The following is a 20,693-nucleotide window of genomic DNA, read 5'->3' as shown; positions in this document are numbered from 1 at the left end:
AGTGCTTACTTGACGCCGAATCCGCGTTTTTGCAGGAACTCTTTCATGTGTGCGCGGAGTTTACTGGTGAACAAGGGCTTCAACTGCTCGGACCAGTTGGTGTTTTTGTTGCCGCCTGTACGCTCCCGGTAATAACGGGCCATGGTGTCGTCAAACTCAGCAACCAACGCTTCATCGTTAGAATCGTCGTAGACGTCTTGTTTCAAAATGCTGGCCAGTGGCAGACGGGGCTTCACCTCGGGGTTTTGGTCCGGGTAGCCAAGGCACAGGCCGAACACTGGGTAGACATGCTCTGGCAGCTTCAGAAGCTCGCTGACTTCCTGCGGGTTATTGCGAATGCCGCCAATGTAGCAGATGCCCAGATCTTCCGACTCCGCAGCAACCACCACATTCTGAGCCATTAAAGCCACATCGACACTGGCAACCAGCATTTGCTCAGTCATTCCGCGGGTGACTTCCGCACCGGATCGTTCGGCGGCTTCTGTTGAGCGTTTCATATCGGCACAGAACACCAAGAAATCCGAGGCGCTAGCGACATAGGGCTGGCCTCCGGCTAACTCAGCCAAGCGCGCACGGCTTTCCGGGTTCACGACATGAATAAGGGTGTAAGCCTGCACGTGGCTAGAAGTCGCGGCACTCTGGCCCGCACGGATCAGCTCTTCAAACAGCGGCCTGGGAATCTGCTGATCTTTGAACTTGCGAATGGAGCGGTGTGACTTCAGAAGTTCGATTGTTGGATTCATAACCCCTCATCGGTAGTGAATAAAAATATGGGCACGGTTCCCATCGTCGGCTATTTGCGTGTACTATGCTACTGTATAAATATACATGTTTTTAACGACTGCGAGGAAGCCTCATGGCAGTGCAATCATTATACTTTTCGGATCGGGACGGACTGGAAATGGCGCTAAGCAACCCAGATACCATGCTCTTTCAAAGCAAGGCCGAAGCCGATGCACGGGATAAAGTGCTGGAGCTGGCAGAGAATGTGGCGCTCTGGTTGGAGAAAAACGTAGATGGCATTTCAGAAGAGTTGGCAGAAAAGTGCGCGATAAGCATTGCCGAGCACAAAGATCTGTTCGCGAAGGCCATGAAAAAGCCGGAACTGCTGACCGAGGTCGGCGAAGTGGCGCCGACAGAAAGCTGAGTAGGCAACCGTTGCCACCCATGGTGTCGTGCTACTTTCGGTTCAGTTCGTAGGTAGCCATATTGACGGCTGAGGCTAGGTTCAGGGACTCAATCGTCGCCGCGCCAGGGATGGTGTACCGATGGGCGTTGAGTTTGGTTAAGGCCGCCGTTGGTACACCTCGGGCTTCGTTGCCGAACAGGTAACAATCGTGACCTTGAAAACCGGGTTGGGTGAGGCTGTCACCACCAATGTCCAGACAGGCAATGTTTGGGTAACGCTGGCCCAGGGCATCCAAGCTGATGTCGGTTTCGATCGGTACATGAAAAATGGCGCCCATGCTGGAGCGGACCACTTTCGGGTTGTAAGGGTCGACACTGCCGGGGCTAAGTAGGCAACGCATCCCGCCAAACCACGCCAGAGTACGCAAAATGGTGCCAAGGTTGCCGGGGTCCTGAACTTCGTGCAGGTAAACGGCTTTTTCACCGTTGACTGAATGGGGGCTGGCGGCGGTGGGCAAAGGAACCACCGCAAGAATGCCTTGCGGAGTTTTGGTGTCTGCCAGCTGAGCCATTTGCCGATCACTGATCACTTGCTTGGGCCACGGGCTGCGCCAGTCTTCGTAGGCGCTGGTGACAAACAGTTGAGCCCGTTTCCAGTGAGGGTTGCTGGCGGCAGCCTTTTCCAGTTCGAGCACCAAGTGCTCTCCTTCGACCAAGAAATGCCCCAAGGATTGGCGATATTTCTTTTGATGCAGTTTCTTGATGTCGTCCAGCTTCACGGTAGGCTTCCAGTGTTAAGCAGTGCTTGGCGTTGTTGCGCCATTGTACTGGTGCGCCTGTTGCTTGTCAGGCGCTTGGCGGCTTTTGCGGTCGTGTAGGCAGCGGCGTACAATGGCCCTTTCCCGCAGTAAACAGAAGACTATTCCGATGGCCCGTTCAAAAAGCAGTAACCGCTGGCTCGAAGAGCACGTCAACGATCCCTTTGTGAAACAGGCTCAGTTGGACGGCTATCGCTCCCGCGCCAGTTATAAGTTGCTGGAAATCAACGACAAAGATCGCCTGATTCAGCCCAACATGCTGGTCGTGGATCTTGGCTCTGCTCCGGGTGGTTGGTCGCAGGTGGCGGCCAAGCTGGTGGGCCACAAAGGCCGGGTGTTGGCATCGGACATCCTTCCCATGGATAACATCGCCGGGGTTGAGTTTATTCAGGGCGATTTCACCGAAGAGTCGGTGTTTGACGAACTCATGGGCGCTCTGGACGGTGCCAAAGCCGATGTGGTTGTTTCTGACATGGCGCCTAACATCAGCGGCGTGAATGCTGCAGACCAGGCTGCGTCTATGTATTTGGTGGAGCTGGCTTTGGACATGGCCTGTCAGGTGCTGAAACCGAAAGGCAGCTTTGTCGCTAAAGTGTTCCACGGTGAAGGCTACGATGAGTACGTTAAATCGGTACGCGCCGCCTTTGATAAGGTGTCGGTGCGCAAGCCGGATTCCTCAAGAGCCCGGTCCCGTGAGGTTTACTTGGTGGCCAAGGGGTTTCGGGGCGCCTGATGTATACGGGGCCTTGCTGGCCCCACAAAGCCGATTGTTATTGACGTTGTTTTGCCTCCTGGTTCTGCTGCTTGTGGGGGGCGTTTGCTACCCTGCCGTGTGCTATCCCTGAATCTTCCCTCTACGACTCCTTCTGCAAGAAGACTTCCACGGAATTCCTCGTGATTTTCCTTTTGGCAATTTACACATGCCACCTAATTAGCTGAATTTCATGCTGAATTTCCGGTTTTTTGAGAGTCTCATTTTGTCTATCGAATAAAAATACTCGCAAAACCAAGTAAAAACCATTGATTGGATGGGTGGTAATGCTTAGTATTCAGTTGGGGTTAATACTCTACTGTTGTATTTCCACATTCCGTTGGATGGAGAATAAAAACAATGTCCTTGCAGAAGAGACCAGCAGGCGGTGAGCAGCCGTCGGCGTTAGGAGCGTTAAAACTACGCGTGCCCTTCGTGCACTACAAACTAGAAATTCCGGATATTTTGCAGGGCGCGATTCTTTGTGTTGTCCCTTTGAGTATCACGGCACTGATGACTTCCGTGTTAGGTATTCCGTTTGAGATCGCGGTTGCCTTCGTATTGTTCAACAACATACTTTATTTGCTGCATACGCACTTTGGTGACCCAACGGTTGCCGGCTGGATTACCGCGGGTATTCCTTTGTATGTTGCATTTTTGATGGGTTATCCAGAGGGGGAAGCCAGAATACTGGCGCTCATTGCACTCCAATTGACCGTTGCCTTGGTTTTCTTAGGGCTTGGGGTTTTTAAGGGGGCGGATTCGTTAGTACGAAAAATGCCCATGTCTCTAAAAGCGGGCATCCTTATCGGTGCGGGGGTCTCTGCGGTGATGGGAGAGTTCGCTGCAGATGGTCGTGTTTGGACTATGCCGATCACCATTCTGACGGGGGCCGTCCTGGGCTTCTTCATGCTCTTCTCAGAAACGGCTGGACCACTGCGTGCCCGTTACGGCTTTTTCCGTTTTGTGGCTCAGTACGGCATAGCGATTCCTTTCCTAATCGCCTACGTGTTCGGTCTGATTATAGGAGAGGTCGAGATGCCCGTGATCGAGTGGGGCTTCACGACTATTCCGATAGGTACAATCCTCCAGGAATACAGCATCATCGGTCTGGGCCTGCCGCCGCTGCAGTACTTTATCGATGCTATTCCGCTAGCTTTAGCTGCCTATATTATTGCCTTTGGCGACATCCTGGTAATGGACTCGTTGTTCAAGAACGCTGACAGTGTCCGCAAGGACGAAAAACTCGTCTTCAGTCCGCGCCGCAACAGTATCATCGTAGGCATTCGAAACACCCTTCACGGCATTTTCGCACCTTTCATCAGCCTGTCTGGCCCAGGATGGACCGGTGGCCAAGCGCTGGTTATCAATCGCTACATGAATAACCCGCGCTCGGTCATGGACAGCTACTGGGGTGGTGCAACCAGCCTGTACTGGGGGATGACCATAGCCATTGTGTTGGTGCCCGTTGTGACCTTGTTTAAGCCAGGACTCAATATTGGTATGGCATTGACCTTGCTGATTCAGGGCTACTTGTGTGGATATTTGGCCATTGAAATGCTGGAACGTGAAAGCAATCTTGGGCGAGGCGTTGCAATCATTGTTGGATCCGTTCTCGCCGTTAAAGGCGCTGCATGGGGTTTAGGCATCGGTCTCGTGTTGTGGTTAGTGTTGGAAAAAAACTGGTTCGCAGATGCCCACATTGCAGCACATCACCATGATGACGAACCTGCACCGAATGCAGATGTTGTCGCCGAACGAAGTTAAAGGCAGCAGAGTGTCGTCTAAGGGAACAACAAGAGGTTAAACGAAATGGAAAATATGTTTGAGGTTGAACTCGATAAGACAGAAGCGAATTATACGCCTCTGACACCGATCACCTTCATTCAGAGAACGGCCCTGGCGCATCCGTCGCGTACAGCGGTTATTCACGGGAGCATCCGTCGGAATTGGTTGGAAACCTATGAACGCTGTCTGAAAATGGCCTCCGCGCTGCGCAAGCTCGGGGTGCGTAAAGGCGATACGGTTGCTGCTTTGTTACCGAACATTCCTGAAATGCTGGAATTGCATTTCGCGGTGCCGATGATCGGTGCGGTATTGAATGCTCAAAACACCCGGCTAGATTCGAAGACCATGACCTTCATGCTCAATCACAGCCGTGCCAAGGTGTTCTTTACCGATAAAGAATACAGTGACCGGTCCCGAGAAGCGCTGAAGGGCTGCGACGCCAAGCCCACTGTCATCGATGTTGATGACCCGAATTTTGAAGGCGGTGAGCTGATTGGCAAGATGACCTATGACGCTTTGCTGGCGACAGGTGACGATGATTTTCAATGGGAACTGCCGGACGATGAGTGGCAGGCCATTGCTCTGAATTACACCTCTGGCACTACCGGCAACCCCAAAGGCGTGGTTTACCATCACCGTGGGGCCAATTTGAACGCCATGAGTAATGTGATTGGGTTTGGATTGCCTGCAGGAGCTGTTTACTTATGGACACTGCCGATGTTCCATTGCAACGGCTGGTGCTACCCGTGGGCAGTGACCGCTGTGGCGGGCACTCATGTTTGCCTGCGCTCACCGCAGCCTAAGGCCATCTATGAGGCGCTTTCAAAACACGGTGTTACTCACTTTTGCGCAGCACCGGTTGTTATGAACATGCTCATTAATGCCCCCGAGGAAGATAAGAAACCGTTTAGCCAGCACGTGACAGCCGCAACTGGAGGCGCGGCCCCCCCAGCTGCAACCATTGAGGCTATGGAAGCCATGGGCGTGCAGGTGGTTCACTTGTATGGATTGACGGAGACCTACGGTCCGAGCCTGATTTGCGAATTCCAGGACGAATGGAATTCCATGGATGCCAAGGACAAAGCCAGTAAGATGGCGCGGCAAGGGATCATCTCTCTGTCTATGACAGACATGATGGTGGCAGATCCTGTCACGCTTGAGCCCGTTGCAAAAGACGGGATGAGCATTGGTGAGCTGTTTGTCCGAGGCAACTCCGTGATGAAGGGTTACCTTAATAACCCAGAAGAAACTGCCAAGGCGTTTAATAACGGTTGGTTCCACACGGGTGACCTGGGTGTATGGCACCGCGATGGCTATGTGGAAATCAAAGACCGTTCCAAAGACATTATTATCTCCGGCGGCGAGAATATTTCGACGTTAGAAGTCGAAAGCACACTATACGAGCACCCGGCGGTATTGGAAGCGGCGGTCGTTGCGGCTCCGGATGATCATTGGGGTGAAATTCCGTGTGCCTTTATTACCCTGAAATCCGGGAGTGACGGTTTGACGGAAGCGGATATGGTGGCTTTTTGTCGCACCAAGCTTGCCGGATTTAAAGTACCTAAGAAGATCGTATTCGCAGATAATTTGCCGAAAACATCAACCGGTAAACTGCAGAAGCATGTGTTGAGGAGTCAGCTGACAGCATAGCGGTGGGCTTGTTGTAAAGCTGTAGCTATTTCCCCCGGCCTCGGCCGGGGGCTTTTTTTGGCCCAAAAAAACCCGGCTAAAAGCCGGGCATAAGCAGTGAGAAAGCAACCTAGAGGGCAAAGCCCCCCAATTTGGTTTCCAGATATTCTTCAATACCTTCCTGCGCGCCTTCTCTTCCGAGCCCGCTGTTTTTCATGCCACCAAACGGCGCTGAAGCGCTGGTCGGGTTGATGTCGTTAATGCCAATGATGCCGAAATCCAGAGCTTCAAATGCCCGCATGGCAGTGGTCATGTTGTTGCTGTAGATATAGGCTGCCAAGCCATACTCGGTATCGTTGGCCATGGCGATAACATCGTCTTCTGATCGATAGGTGATTATCGGAGCAACTGGGCCAAAGGTTTCTTCCCGGTAGATTTTCATTTCAGGCGTTACGCCGGAGAGCACGGTTGGGGCGTAGAAATAACCACCCGACAGGCCGTTATCCATCAATCGCTGGCCACCCGTTTCTACCTTTGCGCCCTTGGCAACGGCGTCTTTAACCTGACTATCAACCTTCTGGATGGCTTGGTCGTTGATCAGCGGGCCAATACCCACACCTTCATCCATGCCGTTGCCGGCTACCAGGCGGCTGGCGCGGCTGGTGAGTTCTTTAACGAACGGCTCGAGGTGGTCCTCGTGCACGAAAATACGGTTAGGACTAATGCAGGCCTGGCCAGTATTCAAGAACTTGACCAGAGACAGGCCTTTGGCAGCATGCACCGGATCGGCATCAGGGAAAACGATGGCAGGCGCATGGCCGCCGAGCTCCATAGATACGCGCTTCATGTTGGCTGCGGCCAAGCCGTTTAACTTTTTGCCAACAGGTGTAGAGCCTGTGAAGGTCAACTTGCGAACGCGCGGGTCGGTGCAAAACGCATCGCCCACTCGGGAAGGATCTCGCACGGTTAGCAGGTTGATTACGCCAGCCGGGAAGCCTGCTTCGGCGAAGATTTCGACCATGGCTTTTGCGCACAAGGGCGTGCTTTCAGCCGGTTTTAGGATGACCGTGCAGCCGGCCGCCAGTGCGGGTGCGAGCTTGCGAGTAATCATCGAAATTGGGTAGTTCCAGGGTGTAATCGCGCCGACCACGCCAACCGGTGATTTCTGCACCATAAAACGCTGGTTTTCACGGGCGGAAGGAATACTTTGCCCGTATACGCGTTTGGCCTCTTCGGCAAACCACAGAAGGAAATCCGCACCGTACTGAACTTCGTTGAGGGACGCTTTTAGGGGTTTGCCCTGTTCGCGTGTCATCAGTTCAGCCAGTTCGCGCTTTTGCCGGATCATCAGTTCCCAAGCCCGGTAGAGCAATTGGGAGCGGTGGTAAGCGGTGGTCTTTCGCCATTCTTTAAAAGCATAATCGGCGGCCGTAATGGCCGCCTCAATATCCTGATCTGTGCAATCGGGCACCTGCCCGATGACTTCACCCGTTGCGGGGTTGGTTACCGAGAGCTCAGGGCGCCCGGTTAACCATTCTCCGTTAATGTACATGAGGCGATACCTCTTGGTTGTTATTAAAAGTCTGTTTCCGATAGCGCCATGATGGCGTCGTCACCGGATCGCATCGAGCTCAGGTGCGCAGAGCAGCGTGGCAGAATGTGATCGATGAAAAAGTTCGTGGTGGCCAGTTTGTTTGCTGCGAAAGCACTCTGGTCAGCCTGATCATTTGCGGCTGCAGTAGCGGCTTTTAGCATCAGCCAGCCTGCTGTCACGATTGAACTCAGCATCAGGTAGTCGAAGGCAACGGCACCAGTGAACTGGTCGTCATCGCCGCGTTCCAGAACTATTCTGGTGGCATCTTCGAGGAACGCCACTGCTTGGTCAAATCTAGCCTGGCGCTCAGCGGTGAGCACTGAGCTACTTTGCAGCGGGCCGGTGAGTGGGCGAATATCATCAATCAGCTCGGCCATGGCCTGGCCTTTGTCACGAATCGTTTTACGGCCGATCAGGTCAAGGGCCTGAATGCCGTTGGTGCCTTCGTATATGGGTAGAATGCGGGCATCTCGATAGTGCTGTGCAGCGCCGGTCTCTTCGATAAAACCCATGCCGCCGTAACATTGAATACCCAGAGAAGTGACTTCCTGTGCAATTTCTGTGCACCAACCTTTAACCAGGGGTGTCAGCAGGTTAGCCCGTCGGGTGTAGCGGCTTTTGATCTCGTCTGGCAGGTTCTCAGCGTTGGCGTAATCAACAGCGACGCAGCCTGTGTAGGCGAGCCCGCGAGCAGCCTCCGTTAAGGTTTTCATGATCATCAGCATGCGGCGGACGTCCGGGTGCTTGATGATCGGGGAAACACCTTGTTCGCCGGGAGCTGTGCCTTGAGTTCGCTCGAAGGTATAGTCCCGCGCCTGTTGGTAAGCGCGTTCGGAAATGGAAACGCCCTGCAGGCCAACGGTTAGCCGTGCGTTGTTCATCATGGTGAACATACAGGCTAGGCCACGATTCTCTTCGCCCACCAGATAACCGATGGCGCCTTCATTATCGCCATAACTCATGACGCAGGTGGGGCTGGCGTGGATGCCAAGTTTGTGTTCAAGTGAGACCGCGTGACAGTCGTTTCTTTCCCCAAGTTCCCCAGAAGCATCCGGCAGATACTTGGGGACTGCAAATAGTGATATTCCTTTGACGCCGGGAGGGGCATCGGGCAGGCGAGCAAGTACAAGGTGGATGATGTTCTCCGCCATGTCGTGCTCACCCCAGGTGATGAAAATCTTTTGGCCTTTTATCCGGTAGGCATTGCCATCCGGACGGGCTTGGGTACGAATGTTGGATAAATCTGAGCCGGACTGTGGTTCGGTCAGGTTCATCGTCCCGGTCCATTGCCCGGAAATCATTTTGGGCAGCAACTGCTCTTTCAGCACATCGCTGGCGTTCTCCGAAAGCGCCTCTACGGCGCCTTGAGATAACAAAGGACAGAGCCCCCACGCCATGTTGGCAGCATGCCACATTTCCTGAACAGGAATGGCCAAAGAAAAAGGCAAGCCCTGACCACCGAACTCCGGGTCAAACTGCAGGCTGGCCCAGCCGCTCTCTGCGTATTGCTGGTAAGCCTCTTTAAAGCCTGCCGGGGTGGCCACCTTGTAGTCGCTATCCAGGCGCACGCCGGTTTGATCACCGGTGACGTTGGTTGGGGAGATGACTGAACCGGCAAAGCGAGCGGCTTCTTCAAGAATGGCTGCAACGACATCTTCGGAAGCATCTTCGTAGCCGCAGGCTTTTGCCATTTCTGAAAACCCGGCGACTTGCTGCAGGGTAAACGCCATCTCACGGGTGGGTGCTCTGAACTCTGTCATGGTGTACTCCCTTAAGCCATGTACTGGCCGCCGTTAACCGACATGTTAGTGCCGGTCACGAAGCTGGCTTCATCCGCGGTCAGGTAAGCTACGGCTCTGGCGATGTCTTCAGGCTTGCCAAGGTGGCCAACCGGAATGCCGGCAACAATGTTGTTCAGTACTTTTTCAGGCACCTGACGAACCATTGGGGTATCGATGTAGCCAGGGGAAACCGAGTTGGCGGTTACGCCTTTACGGGCGCCTTCCTGAGCAATGGACTTAGTGAAACCATAGATGCCGGCTTTTGTGGCCGCATAGTTACACTGGCCGAACTGCCCCTTCTCACCATTCAGCGACGAAATGTTCACGATACGGCCAAAGCCGCGCTCGCACATGCCCTCGAACACCTGCTGGCACATGTTGAACATGGATGTCAGGTTCACGTTGATGACTTGATTCCACTGTTCTGGCTGCATTCTCTTTAGTGGTGCATCGTTGGTGATGCCTGCGTTGTTAACCAGAATGTCGATTGGGCCAAGATCTTGTTCAACCTCGGCAACAAACGCCTTGCAGCCTTCGAAGTCGGTGACGTCCAGCGGGTAGATGGCGGCATCGATACCTTCTTCACGTAGGTTTGCCTGCCAGTCTTTGGCTTGCGCTTCCTCGCCGGGCAAGTGAGTGCCGACTACCTTACGGCCCTGAGCGGCCAGCGCTTTACACATGGCGGTACCCAGACCACCGTTTGCTCCGGTAATAACTGCGATGCGATTAGTCATGGTGTTCTCCTTTCTTTTTACGGATTGTCTATTTCAAAAGTTTCTTGATGTTTGATGACTGGGAAATGATTCCCTCGGAGGTGTACTGATTACTGCGATCAACAATCTTCGGAAGCTCGTACAGGTAATTAACCATCAAGCCGGCGGATTGCTTCAGGCCTTTGTCTGAGGTGTCGGCCATCCAGTTGAGCCTGGCAACCTGAGCGCCGTTGCTTAAATGGAAATTGGCTACCGGGTCGTTGGCACGCGACGTACCGGGTTTCTTGGAACACAGGTAGGACGCAGCGAGCTTCATGATGGCTTCTTGTTGGGCGCCGGTGACATCGGCCTGACTTGCTCGAACCGGGTCCCGTGGCGGAGGCGAGCTTAGCCACTGCTCTCCGCCTGGCAGTAGGGCCAACTGATCTGCCGGGGTGTTGTCCAGCCAGCGGCGGAAGCCCGGAATGGGTGACAGCGTGGCAAACTGTTTTAACTGGGGGAATTCCACCTGAAGCTTGCTGACCACTTGCTTGATGAGGAAGTTGCCAAAGCTGATGCCCGCCAATCCCTGTTGGGCGTTGGAGATTGAATAGAAAATTGCAGTATCAGCTTTGTCGATGTCTTGGGTGGGGGCGTGCTCGTCCAGAAGCTTTTGAACGTTATCAGCGAGGCCATTCACCAAAGCCACTTCAACGAAAATCAGCGGTTCGTCTGGCATATTCGGATGAATAAAGGCAAAGCAGCGACGGTCGAAATCAAGGCGATTCTTGAGGTCGCTCCAGCTCTTTATGGCGTGGACGGCCTCATAGGCAATCAGTTTTTCCAGAATGGCACCACTGGAGTTCCAGCTGATTTCTTCCAGTTGTAACAGGCCGATGTCGAACCAGGTCGCCAGCAGGTCACGGAGGTCGGTTTCCAGTGGTTTTAGTTCCGGATAGTCTTTGCACAGCTGTAGTAACTCTTCGCGCATATCCACGAGAAACTTAACCCCGGATGGTACGCCGTTGAACTGTTTCAGCAGCACCGTGCGGCTAGGAATCAACGCCTTACGTAATGACTGTGCGGCTTTGGTTTTCTCGTTGGCCTTGGCGTTATGCCATTGATCTATGGCGCTCTCTACGCTGGCTTCATTCACACCATAGTGTTCTGCAAGTAGGCCCAAGAAACGGGTTCTTCCAGTCATAGACAGCTTTAGATAAGCGCGGCCGAGCAAGGCGGCACGCTTGCGAGCTTCTACCTGGCCGCCGTTTTCGGCAAGGCAGTCATCAATCCATTCTTTAACAGTGGCAAGATCCGACTCTGGCAGATCTTCGGCGATGTTCATGATGTCTGAGCCACGACGCCCCATCGATTCCAATCCGCCCGGAACCAGTTTTTTAAAGGCTCTTTCAAAAATGCTTACGGGTTGCCTCTGCATAACCGCGACTCCCTATGTGCACAGCGGTGTTGTCTTTGTGAATGACAGAAGGCTACCAGAGCATTTTAGAAAAACCAAGTAAAAGTACTTGGTTTGATGGATATAAACCAGTAATGTAGTAGGTGTATGGATCAATCAGAGGAAAAGCAATGCAAGAATTACATGGCTACTACCTAGAAGACCTTGAAGTTGGAATGGAGGCGTTTTACGCCAAAACGATTACCGAAGCTGATGTGGTGTTGTTTGCCGGTATTAGTGGTGATGACAACCCGGTGCATATTAACGCTGAGTATGCGAAGACCACGCCGTTTAAAGAACGCATTGTGCACGGCATGTTCAGTGCAGCTCTGATCTCTGCCGTGTTGGGCACACGCATGCCGGGCCCCGGTGCCATCTATATCGACCAGCAGATTAAGTTCAAAGCGCCGGTTCATATTGGAGACACCGTAGTTGCCTCTGCCAAGGTTATTGAAATCAATGAAGAGCGACGTCGGGTAAAACTGGAGACCATCTGTAAAGTCGGCGACAAAGTGGTTGCAGAGGGTGTTGCAACGAATATGGTTGACCGCCGCCCGGCGTAAGTCTGGAGATTATTATGTTAATGGATCAAGAGAATTGCATCGTTGCAGTGATTGATGTGCAGGCACGCTTGTTGGGCGGGGTGCATGAAAACGAGAGGCTGGTGAACAACTGCAGTTGGTTGGTGCGCCTTGCCGGGTTGATGAACGTACCGGTGATTGGATCCGAGCAGTATCCAGAGGGCTTGGGCCATACGGAAGAGGGGCTGCGCGAACTGGTGGGGGCAGCCAACATTTACGGCAAAACATTCTTTGCCTGTATTGATGACCCGGGTTTTGAAAAGGCGTTCCAGGCGCATGATCGCAAACAAGTCGTCCTGTGTGGGATGGAGTCTCAAGCTTGTGTGATGCAATCGGCGATAAGGCTTCTGGAGAAGGGGTTGGAGGTGTTTGTGGTGGCGGATGCTATTTCCGCACGCAACGCCTACGACACGGAAGTAGCGCTACGCCGGATGGAACAGGCCGGAGCCCGGATCGTGACCAAAGAAATGGTCGGGTTTGAATGGCTTCGGCGTTCGGATGCGGCCGAATTCAAGGCCTTCAGCAAAGAGTTTCTGCGCTAGTCAGTCGCGGGGCCCTGGCATCCTGTGGTCAAGGGCCCCGGAGACCTTCAGAATAGGGTTAACTAACGCAACCCGAGCTTTCGAGAGCCCCGTAGCCATGAAAAACCGCACACCGGAAGAAGGGCTGACCGCCCTGACCGACGATGCCGAACGTAACCGCCTGCTGGCGGAAATGGCGGAACAATCTACCGACATGATCTCCCGGCACACACCGGAAGATTGGCGGTTTATCTATGCGTCTCCGGCAGTAACGCACTTGCTGGGGTATTCTGTTGAGGAGATCGTTGGCATCTCCGCCTACGACCTGTATCACCCCGATGATGTAGAAGATTTCCGTTTGCGGGCACCGACGGTTAATTACGACCGCGGTTTGTATACCCACACCTACCGTTTTCGGTGTAAGGAGGGTCATTACACCTGGTTGGAAAGTACCAGTCGAACCATTCGGGACCCTGAGACCAATGATATCCGGGAAATTCTGGTGGTCTCCCGAGATGCGAGTCATAGGGTCAAGGCTGACAAAGCCAGTCGTCGGTTGGCGCGCGTGCTGGAAAGTACTCAGGATCTGGTGATATTTGCGAACCTCGATTTTACCGTTTCACACCTGAATGAAACCGCGCGAAATGTTCTGGAGCTGGAATATACGGATTACAGTGCTTTCCCTTTATCCCGCTTTGTGACCGAAAAAGGCCTCGCAACCTTAATGGACGAGGGGTTTCCTACCGCGGAAAAAACGGGGAACTGGCGTGGGGAGCTGACCATGCAGAGCCTGAAATCCGCCCGTATACCGGTCATGCTGGAGCTGCTTGCCCATCGCTCCTTGCATGGGGATATCGAGTATTTCTCATTGGTGGCTCACGACCTAACAGAGAAAAAAGCCGCAGAGGAACAACTCAAGCAGTACCAAGCTGACATCAATCACGCTAGCCGGCTGGTAACCATGGGTGAGCTGGCGTCGAGTCTGGCCCATGAATTGAATCAGCCGCTCTCGGCGATGGTGAACTATCTTCGGGGGATTGAGCGACGATTTGCCGATAAGCCTACATTGTCTTGGAGTGATGTAGAGTTACCGATTACTCGAAGCATCAAAACAGCGTTAAGGGCCGGGGAGATTATCCATCGAATGATGGATTTTACCCGCAAACAGGAGCCGGTTGTTACCCGTCTCAATTTGCCGGATTTGATCGGCGAAATGATCGACTTTTGCGAGAACATGGCGGAACGGCATAACGTACGTATCGTGTTTGAGCAACCTGCAGATTTGCCTGCAGTCAAAGGTGATAAAATTCAGCTGGAACAGGTGTTGTTGAATCTGATCGTGAACGCGATAGAAGCAAGCGCCTCAACCGACGATGAAGAAGCAACCACCACCGTGACAATCAGCGTTAAACCTCATGAGAACGCGCAATTGCGGGTTGAAGTGGATGATCAGGGGCGGGGGGTTTCGGAATCGGATATGGCTCGCCTTTTTGATCGTTTTTTTTCAACCAAGGAAGCCGGTCTTGGAATGGGGCTGGCCATCAGCCGTTCATTGGTAGAGAATCTTGAGGGTGAACTCTGGGTAGAAAACATCCCTGCCGGAGGAGCTCGCTTTTCATTTACTCTTAATATTGCTGATTGATCACTCATGAACCCGAATAAAGATGCACAAACAGTTTTCGTTATTGATGACGATACGGACGTAAGAGACTCTTTAAAGTGGCTGCTTGAGTCTGTCGGCCTCAAAGTGCAGTCCTACGAAAATGCGTTGGCCTTTTTCGAGGGGTTCGATGCGAGTGCGAGCGGTTGTATTGTGATGGATGTGCGAATGCCCGGCCTCAGTGGCATTAACGCCCAGAAGAAGTTGCCCGAATACAATATCGAACTGCCTGTGATCATGATTTCTGCCCACGGTAATGTGGATATGGCCGTGACTGCGTTGACGCAGGGTGCCACTACGTTTATCGAAAAGCCCTTTGATGATCAGGTACTGATCGATCACGTTCACAATGCTCTGGAAAAAGACCGAACCCGATTTGCGCAGCGCCGCTCCCAGTCGCGTATCCGGGAGCGCTACGACAGCTTAACCCGCCGAGAACGCCAGGTTTTGGAGCTGATTGTGAAGGGCCTATCGAACCAAGATGCGGCCGATGAACTCGGTATCAACAGGAAAACCGTTGAAGGGCACCGGGCGAACATGACAGCAAAAATGAAGGTAGATTCGTTTGCCGAGCTGGTGCAAGTAGCCATAGCATTGGGGCTTGTGCAGGGTATAGCACAGTAATATCTAGCTTAACCGGTGCCTGCTTCTCCCTCTGTTGGGCACCGTATTTCCTCTCTTTTGCAGCGTGCCTTCTCGGTGCGCTTTTCAATTATTTTCCATGACCGACGGCGTGCACGAAATCATGAGTGTTTGCGCCTGTCTGCTCTTGTCTCTGTAGCATCTATCCCTCTTTATACTTCGCCTTAATTTATCCAAGTAAAAATAATTGGTTTAAATCAACTGTTTCGAGTACATATACTTGGTTTTGGTCTATGCTGTCATGAGAAAATAACAACAGTAAGAGGGCTTGATCGATGAAACCTGAGCATGAAATCGAAGGAACGCTGACCAGCAGCCATTGGGGAACCTACCGTGTTTGTACCAAGGATGGGAGTGTTGTTGCGCTCAAGGGATTCGAGAGGGACGAAGACCCTTCCCCCATCGGTCAAGGCATAGTCGATGTCTTAGATGGCCCGACACGTATTAAAGCGCCGATGGTTCGACGAGGATGGCTGGAAAACGGACCGGGCCACGCCAAAGGTGAGCGCGGAGCTGATGACTTTATTGAAGTTTCATGGCCTAGGGCGATCAAGCTGGTCGTGGAAGAATTAAACCGCGTGCGAAGTCGTTATGGTAACCAAGCTATTTATGGTGGCTCTTATGGGTGGTCCAGTGCAGGGCGTTTCCATCACGCGCAAAGTCAGCTCAAGAGGTTCCTCAATTCGATTGGCGGCTATACCTATTCTCTGAATACCTACAGCTATGCGGCAGCGGAAGTCACTTTGCCTCACGTACTTGGCGACTTTTACTCCATGGTGAATGGTGCAACCAGCTGGGAGGTTATCAAGGAACACACTGACCTGTTTGTGGCGTTTGGTGGGGCGCCGACTAAAAATGGCCAGGTCACCAATGGCGGTGTTGGTCGTCATGTGCAGAAGCGCGGCATGCTGGAGGCAACGGCCAACGGAACGAAGGTGGTGAATGTCAGTCCCTTGCGCTCAGACGTTCTGGAGGAAATGAACGCTGACTGGCTAGCGATCTACCCTGGCAGCGATGTCGCATTGCTGTTGGGTATTGCTTACACCCTCCAAGAGGAAGGGTTAGCCGATACAGAGTTTCTATCCACCTACACGGTAGGCTATGAGAAGTTTCTAGAATACCTAGTGGGAAAGGTCGACGGTATAAAGAAAGACAGCGCGTGGGCAGAGGTTAAAACAGGTCTATCTGCAGCATGCATTCGCGATCTTGCGCGGGATATGGCTCGCCAGCGGACGATGATTTCTGTGAGTTGGTCTCTGACGCGCCAAGACAATGGCGAGCAGCCATACTGGGCTGCTATAGCGGTTGCTTCAATGTTGGGACAACTTGGCCTTCCGGGTGGAGGCATCGGCTTTGGTTACAGCGCCATGAATGCTATAGGTGCTAATTATCAAGGCATTCCCGGGGCGGCTCTGCCGCAAGGGAACAACCCAGTACAGAGCTTTATCCCCGTTGCACGAATTACAGACCTATTGATGAACCCTGGTGAGAAATTCGAGTACAACGGAAGAACCGGGACCTATCCTGAAATCAAGCTGATCTACTGGGCGGGCGGAAACCCATTTCACCACCATCAGGACCTCGTTCGTATGAGGGAGGCCTGGCAGAAACCGGATACGGTGATTGTCCATGAATGGTGTTGGAACGCTCAGGCGAAACACGCCGATATTGTGTTACCTGCAGCGACGTTTTTGGAACGTAATGATATTGCGTCGTCCAGTCGCGATCCTTTCCTTATCTATATGCAGAAAGCAGCGGAGCCAGCGGGACAAAGTCTGTCGGACTACGAGATCTTTAGTAAGCTGGCCGAAGAGCTTGGTGCCCGAGAAGACTTCACGGAAGGACGCGACGAAGAGCAGTGGTTAAACGTGATCTACAACGAAACCCGGGAAAAGGCGGGTGCCAACGGCATAGAGCTGCCAGATTTCGAGGCGTTCAAGAAAAAAGGCTGGTTTGAAAATGCGATGCCACAAGAGCCGCAGGTTCTCCTGAAAGCCTTTCGCGATGATCCGAAGGCAAATGCACTACGAACACCCAGCGGAAAAATAGAGATCTTCTCAGAGACGGTGGCAAGCTTTGGCTATGAAGAATGCCCGGGATACCCGTTCTGGAATGATCCTAAAGAGTGGTTAGGGCAGGCAAACCCTGAATACCCTATGCATCTGATTTCTAACCAACCAAGAACCAAACTGCATTCTCAGCTGGACCATGGTTCCCACAGCCGGAACTCGAAGATCAATGGGCGTGAACCGATTGTCATTCACCCGATTGACGCAAAGATCCGGAACATTAACGACGGCACCTTGGTACGCATCTTTAATGGCCGGGGCGCTTGTTTGTGCTCAGCGGTGGTGAGTGACGAAGTGCGCCAGGGTGTTTTGCAGTTAAGTACCGGGGCTTGGTTTGACCCACCAGAAGCGGGCAACTCGGATGTGTCATGCCGGCATGGTAACCCGAATGTTCTGACACGAGATGAAGGAACTTCACGTCTGTCGCAGGGCCCAAGTGCTATGACCTGCATGGTGGATATTGAGGTCTACTGTGGTGAGGTGCCGCCTATGAAGGCGCACACTCCACCTGTGATTCGGCGCGAAACGTAAAGGCCCCATAGCCCTCGGTGCCTTGTGTGGCCGAGGGTTTTAGGAGGTTTTCTTAAGCTTCACCATCATCTTGGTATAGCCACGCACAAAGTTTGATTGCACATACTCCGGCTCGCCCAGCACTTCGATATCATCGAAGCGTTTCAGAATCTCTTCCCAAAGAATCCGCAGCTGCATTTCCGCTAAACGGTTACCCATGCAGCGGTGTACTCCAAAGCCAAAGGACAGGTGTTTGCGGACGTTCTTGCGGTCAATGATGAACAGGTCTGGGTTTTGCTCGAACGCACGTTCATCCCTATTGCCGGAGGCATACCACATCACCACTTTGTCGCCTTTCTTGATCGTTTGGCCGTTCAGTTCAACGTCCTGCTTTGCAACGCGGCGCATGTAAGCCAACGGCGTTTGCCAGCGAATGATCTCCGACACCATGCTGGGGATTAGTCCCGGATTTTGTTTGAGCTTGGTGAGTTCTTCCGGGAATTGATTCAGCGCCAATACGCCGCCGGTCATGGAGTTACGGGTAGTATCGTTTCCGCCCACGATCAGAAGCACCATGTTGCCGAGGAACTCCATGGGGCGGTTGATCATGGTGCGGGTGTTCTCGTTCGCCAGCAGTAAACTGATGAGGTCGAACCCAGGCTCTTCTCCTGCTGCCTTTCTGGCTTCTTTTTCGCGCCACAGCAAAGACATTTGCTTGGCCATATCAGCTGATGCGACGAAAGATTCATCAATATCTGCAGTGCCGCCGGTAGATTCAGGGGGTGCAGCGGCCATGTCTGACCAGTAGGCCAATTTATGGCGTTGTTCGTAGGGGAAGTCGAACAGGGTGGCCAGCATGCGGGACGTCAGGTCGATGGACACCTTCTGAACCCAGTCAAAAGGCTCATCGATAGGCAAATGATCCAACACGTCTTCTGTGCGACTGCGAATCAGACTTTCCATTTGCGCCAGATTTTTAGGCGCCACCACGCCCTGAACCGCTTGGCGTTGAACATCGTGTTTGGGTGGGTCCATGGCGATGAAGGTTTCGATTTCCAGACCGGGTGGTGGCGGGCCGAGGGAAATGATGGGCTCGGCTGAAAACAGGTCATGGTGGGTATCCACAAACATGATGTCTTCATAGCGGGTAACCGACCAGAAGGGCCCGAAGGGGCTGTTCTTCTGATAGTGCACGGGGCACTCGTCCCGCAGCCGCTTGAAATAGGAGTGCGACAAGCCTTGCCGGTACAGAAACGGGTTGCTGACATCGATGTCTTCCAGCGCCAGTTCAGACACGGCTGGAAGCGGAACTTCCTTGAAAACGGGCGGCTGTTCACGCTTTCCGACACGTTTCTTCAGGTTCTGAAATGCGTGCATTCCTTTGATCTGCCAATCAATAGGCACAGTGGCGGCGGCTTTGTTCGCCACGGGTTGAAGGAAGGGGCTAAGTAGACTCATGCAAACCTCCACGGTCAGCTTTTTTTATTGAATAGTTATCATCGACCAAAAACCGGGTTCGTGGGCGCCAGCCTACATTTGAAACTCCGGCAACCGCACCACCAGCCCGTCGAGAGATTCTGAGAGGGTGACCTGGCAAGACAAACGCGAGGTATCGGATCGCTCGGGAGTGAGCTGCAGCATGCCCAGTTCATCGGCATTGATATTGCCGGTGGCCTGTATCCAATTGTTGTCCACAATGACATGACAGGTGCCGCAGGCGCAGGCTCCGCCGCAGTCCGCGTCGATTCCGGGAATACCGTTATCCACCGCCGCCTGCATCAGGGATTGGCCCTCTTCGATCTCCACCACATGTTCTGTGCCTGTGTGTTCAATAAACGTGATCTGCCCCATAAACACCTCACCTGTGTTATCTCAAGGAATTGTCTTACTCCGTTCAGATTACGTTCTGCTGTGCAGCGCAGGCAGGTCATTACTTGACAACTGGGGGTCATTAAAAGACTCTTGGTTAAAGCGTAACCTGTTCGATGAAACTTCAAGCTGACCAACGGATATAAAAATAAGATGAGCGTTGTTGATCTTGATTTACCCAGCATTCCTTCCAGCTATAGCCGCTTAGCCGCCCGGGAACTGGGCCTGCTAGCCCGTGATGTGTCGGATGTGTTGGCGGGCACTCAACTGTCCGTCGAGCAATTTTTGCAGGAAAACACCCTACTGACGCCAAATCAGCAACTGCAGATCCTTAAAAACTGCTTGCGGATCGCTAAGGACAACACCTTTGGCTTGCGTTTGGGCCAAAGGCTGACCTCGCCCACTCATGGCGCCTTGGGTTTTCTGGTGAACAGTAGCCCGGATCTGCTCACGGCTCTAAAAGCGTTCCAGGCGTACTTGCCAACCCGGATGAATCTTGCCCGGCTTGATCTGGTGATTGAAGGGGAATGGCTGCAGCTGAGCTGTAACTACGCTATGGAGCTGGAAGAGGATCTTCTCCGCCTTCTTAGCGAAATTTTCACGGTGATTTTTTTCGATACCGCCGAGTTTATTGTCGGGCGCCCACTTCGTGAGGCTAGCATCGATTTTATGCATCAAAAGCCTGCCTACGCCGCTCGCTATGAGGAACATATTCCGGCAACCATCGGATTTGGCGCCGATGCCTACGTTTTGAGAGTCCCGCTTGAGGTGTGCAAGATTCAGAATGCTTCCGCCAACCATGAAAGCTATATGATGGCGCTCAGGCACTGCGAAGCCATGCGGGCTCAGCTGAACCCAAACAAGAGCAGTAGCAAGTATCAGGTTCAGAAAATGATGTTGTCACACCCGCCAGGGGTTCTGAGTGAAGAGGAGACCGCGGCTGCGCTGTTTATCTGCAAGCGCACTTTGGCACGGAGGCTAAAACAGGAAGGCACCAGCTTCCGGCAGGTACGGGATGAAATCATGTCGCAACAGGCCGTGGGATATTTGCTGGACAGCACACTGTCGGTGGAGGCTATTGCAGAGCTACTGAACTACCACGACAGCGCGAACTTTCGGCGGGCGTTTAAGCGTTGGTTTAACCTGACGCCGGACCAGTATCGCCGTCAGCATTCGGCCCCTGAGAGCAGCGTGTTGAGCTGAT

18 protein-coding genes are annotated in these 20,693 nt (G+C 53.0%); 10 read left to right on the top strand and 8 right to left on the bottom strand.

Going from position 1 to position 20,693, the window contains the following annotated elements:
• Positions 1–5 precede the first annotated feature (5 nt).
• On the bottom strand, positions 6–743 hold the full coding sequence (gene nfsA, locus ACNQ6O_RS12640) for an oxygen-insensitive NADPH nitroreductase (protein ID WP_418053583.1): 738 nt from the start codon (positions 741–743) through the stop codon (positions 6–8).
• Positions 744–856: 113 nt separating this feature from the next.
• On the opposite strand from nfsA, the gene ACNQ6O_RS12635 reads away from it, so the two are divergent.
• Positions 857–1,147, top strand: coding sequence for a YebG family protein (locus ACNQ6O_RS12635; protein WP_418053582.1), 291 nt, complete (start codon positions 857–859; stop codon positions 1,145–1,147).
• Positions 1,148–1,178: 31 nt separating this feature from the next.
• Here ACNQ6O_RS12635 and ACNQ6O_RS12630 read toward each other — a convergent pair whose 3' ends face one another.
• On the bottom strand, positions 1,179–1,907 hold the full coding sequence (locus ACNQ6O_RS12630) for a TrmH family RNA methyltransferase (protein WP_418053581.1): 729 nt from the start codon (positions 1,905–1,907) through the stop codon (positions 1,179–1,181).
• A gap of 148 nt (positions 1,908–2,055) precedes the next feature.
• On the opposite strand from ACNQ6O_RS12630, the gene rlmE reads away from it, so the two are divergent.
• From rlmE to ACNQ6O_RS12615, 3 genes are all read left to right on the top strand, one after another.
• Entirely contained in the window at positions 2,056–2,679 is a 624-nt protein-coding gene (gene rlmE, locus ACNQ6O_RS12625) for a 23S rRNA (uridine(2552)-2'-O)-methyltransferase RlmE (protein WP_418053580.1), read from the top strand.
• A 378-nt stretch (positions 2,680–3,057) separates the two neighbouring features.
• Positions 3,058–4,464: a hypothetical protein gene (locus tag ACNQ6O_RS12620; RefSeq protein ID WP_418053579.1), complete on the top strand. Its 1,407-nt coding sequence runs from the start codon at positions 3,058–3,060 to the stop codon at positions 4,462–4,464.
• Positions 4,465–4,509: 45 nt separating this feature from the next.
• Positions 4,510–6,135 (top strand): AMP-binding protein, encoded by a 1,626-nt coding sequence (locus ACNQ6O_RS12615; RefSeq protein ID WP_418053578.1) that lies wholly within the window; start codon positions 4,510–4,512, stop codon positions 6,133–6,135.
• Between the two features lie 109 nt (positions 6,136–6,244).
• On the opposite strand, the gene ACNQ6O_RS12610 is transcribed toward ACNQ6O_RS12615, so the two are convergent.
• From ACNQ6O_RS12610 to ACNQ6O_RS12595, 4 genes are read right to left on the bottom strand one after another with little or no spacing between them, the layout of a single operon-like run.
• Positions 6,245–7,666 (bottom strand): NAD-dependent succinate-semialdehyde dehydrogenase, encoded by a 1,422-nt coding sequence (locus ACNQ6O_RS12610; RefSeq protein WP_418053577.1) that lies wholly within the window; start codon positions 7,664–7,666, stop codon positions 6,245–6,247.
• A 23-nt stretch (positions 7,667–7,689) separates the two neighbouring features.
• Positions 7,690–9,468, bottom strand: coding sequence for an acyl-CoA dehydrogenase (locus tag ACNQ6O_RS12605; protein ID WP_418053576.1), 1,779 nt, complete (start codon positions 9,466–9,468; stop codon positions 7,690–7,692).
• Between the two features lie 11 nt (positions 9,469–9,479).
• Positions 9,480–10,223 carry an acetoacetyl-CoA reductase gene (gene phbB / locus ACNQ6O_RS12600; protein WP_418053575.1) on the bottom strand — a complete coding sequence of 248 codons (744 nt, stop codon included), beginning with the start codon at positions 10,221–10,223 and terminating at the stop codon, positions 9,480–9,482.
• 28 nt (positions 10,224–10,251) lie between these two features.
• Complete coding sequence (locus ACNQ6O_RS12595) at positions 10,252–11,619, bottom strand: malonyl-CoA decarboxylase (RefSeq protein WP_418053574.1); 1,368 nt, start codon at positions 11,617–11,619, stop codon at positions 10,252–10,254.
• A 149-nt stretch (positions 11,620–11,768) separates the two neighbouring features.
• Here ACNQ6O_RS12595 and ACNQ6O_RS12590 point away from each other — a divergent pair, with 149 nt between their 5' ends.
• The 5 genes from ACNQ6O_RS12590 to ACNQ6O_RS12570 all read left to right on the top strand — a co-directional run bounded on the left by ACNQ6O_RS12590 (position 11,769) and on the right by ACNQ6O_RS12570 (position 17,641).
• A complete protein-coding gene (locus ACNQ6O_RS12590) occupies positions 11,769–12,200 on the top strand; it encodes a MaoC family dehydratase (RefSeq protein ID WP_418053573.1) in 432 nt (143 codons plus the stop codon).
• Between the two features lie 14 nt (positions 12,201–12,214).
• Positions 12,215–12,760: a hydrolase gene (locus tag ACNQ6O_RS12585; RefSeq protein ID WP_418053572.1), complete on the top strand. Its 546-nt coding sequence runs from the start codon at positions 12,215–12,217 to the stop codon at positions 12,758–12,760.
• Between the two features lie 97 nt (positions 12,761–12,857).
• Entirely contained in the window at positions 12,858–14,381 is a 1,524-nt protein-coding gene (locus ACNQ6O_RS12580) for a PAS domain-containing sensor histidine kinase (protein WP_418053571.1), read from the top strand.
• Between the two features lie 6 nt (positions 14,382–14,387).
• A complete protein-coding gene (locus ACNQ6O_RS12575) occupies positions 14,388–15,023 on the top strand; it encodes a response regulator transcription factor (protein ID WP_114334901.1) in 636 nt (211 codons plus the stop codon).
• A 293-nt stretch (positions 15,024–15,316) separates the two neighbouring features.
• Positions 15,317–17,641 carry a molybdopterin-dependent oxidoreductase gene (locus tag ACNQ6O_RS12570; protein WP_114334900.1) on the top strand — a complete coding sequence of 775 codons (2,325 nt, stop codon included), beginning with the start codon at positions 15,317–15,319 and terminating at the stop codon, positions 17,639–17,641.
• Between the two features lie 39 nt (positions 17,642–17,680).
• On the opposite strand, the gene ACNQ6O_RS12565 is transcribed toward ACNQ6O_RS12570, so the two are convergent.
• Together ACNQ6O_RS12565 and ACNQ6O_RS12560 are read right to left on the bottom strand one after the other, a co-directional pair.
• Positions 17,681–19,078: a cytochrome P450 gene (locus ACNQ6O_RS12565; protein ID WP_418053570.1), complete on the bottom strand. Its 1,398-nt coding sequence runs from the start codon at positions 19,076–19,078 to the stop codon at positions 17,681–17,683.
• A gap of 72 nt (positions 19,079–19,150) precedes the next feature.
• Entirely contained in the window at positions 19,151–19,471 is a 321-nt protein-coding gene (locus ACNQ6O_RS12560; protein WP_418053569.1) for a 2Fe-2S iron-sulfur cluster-binding protein, read from the bottom strand.
• A 171-nt stretch (positions 19,472–19,642) separates the two neighbouring features.
• Between ACNQ6O_RS12560 and ACNQ6O_RS12555 the strand changes: the two genes are divergently transcribed.
• The gene (locus ACNQ6O_RS12555; protein WP_418053568.1) at positions 19,643–20,692 is read left to right on the top strand and encodes an AraC family transcriptional regulator ligand-binding domain-containing protein; all 1,050 of its coding nucleotides are present in this window, start codon (positions 19,643–19,645) and stop codon (positions 20,690–20,692) included.
• Position 20,693: the final 1 nt, after the last annotated feature.

Origin of the sequence: Marinobacter sp. SBS5 (assembly GCF_048285575.1) — a bacterium.
GTDB lineage: Bacteria > Pseudomonadota > Gammaproteobacteria > Pseudomonadales > Oleiphilaceae > Marinobacter.
The sequence above is the reverse complement of the archived record's forward strand: the minus strand, read 5'-3'. Positions and strand labels throughout refer to the sequence as shown.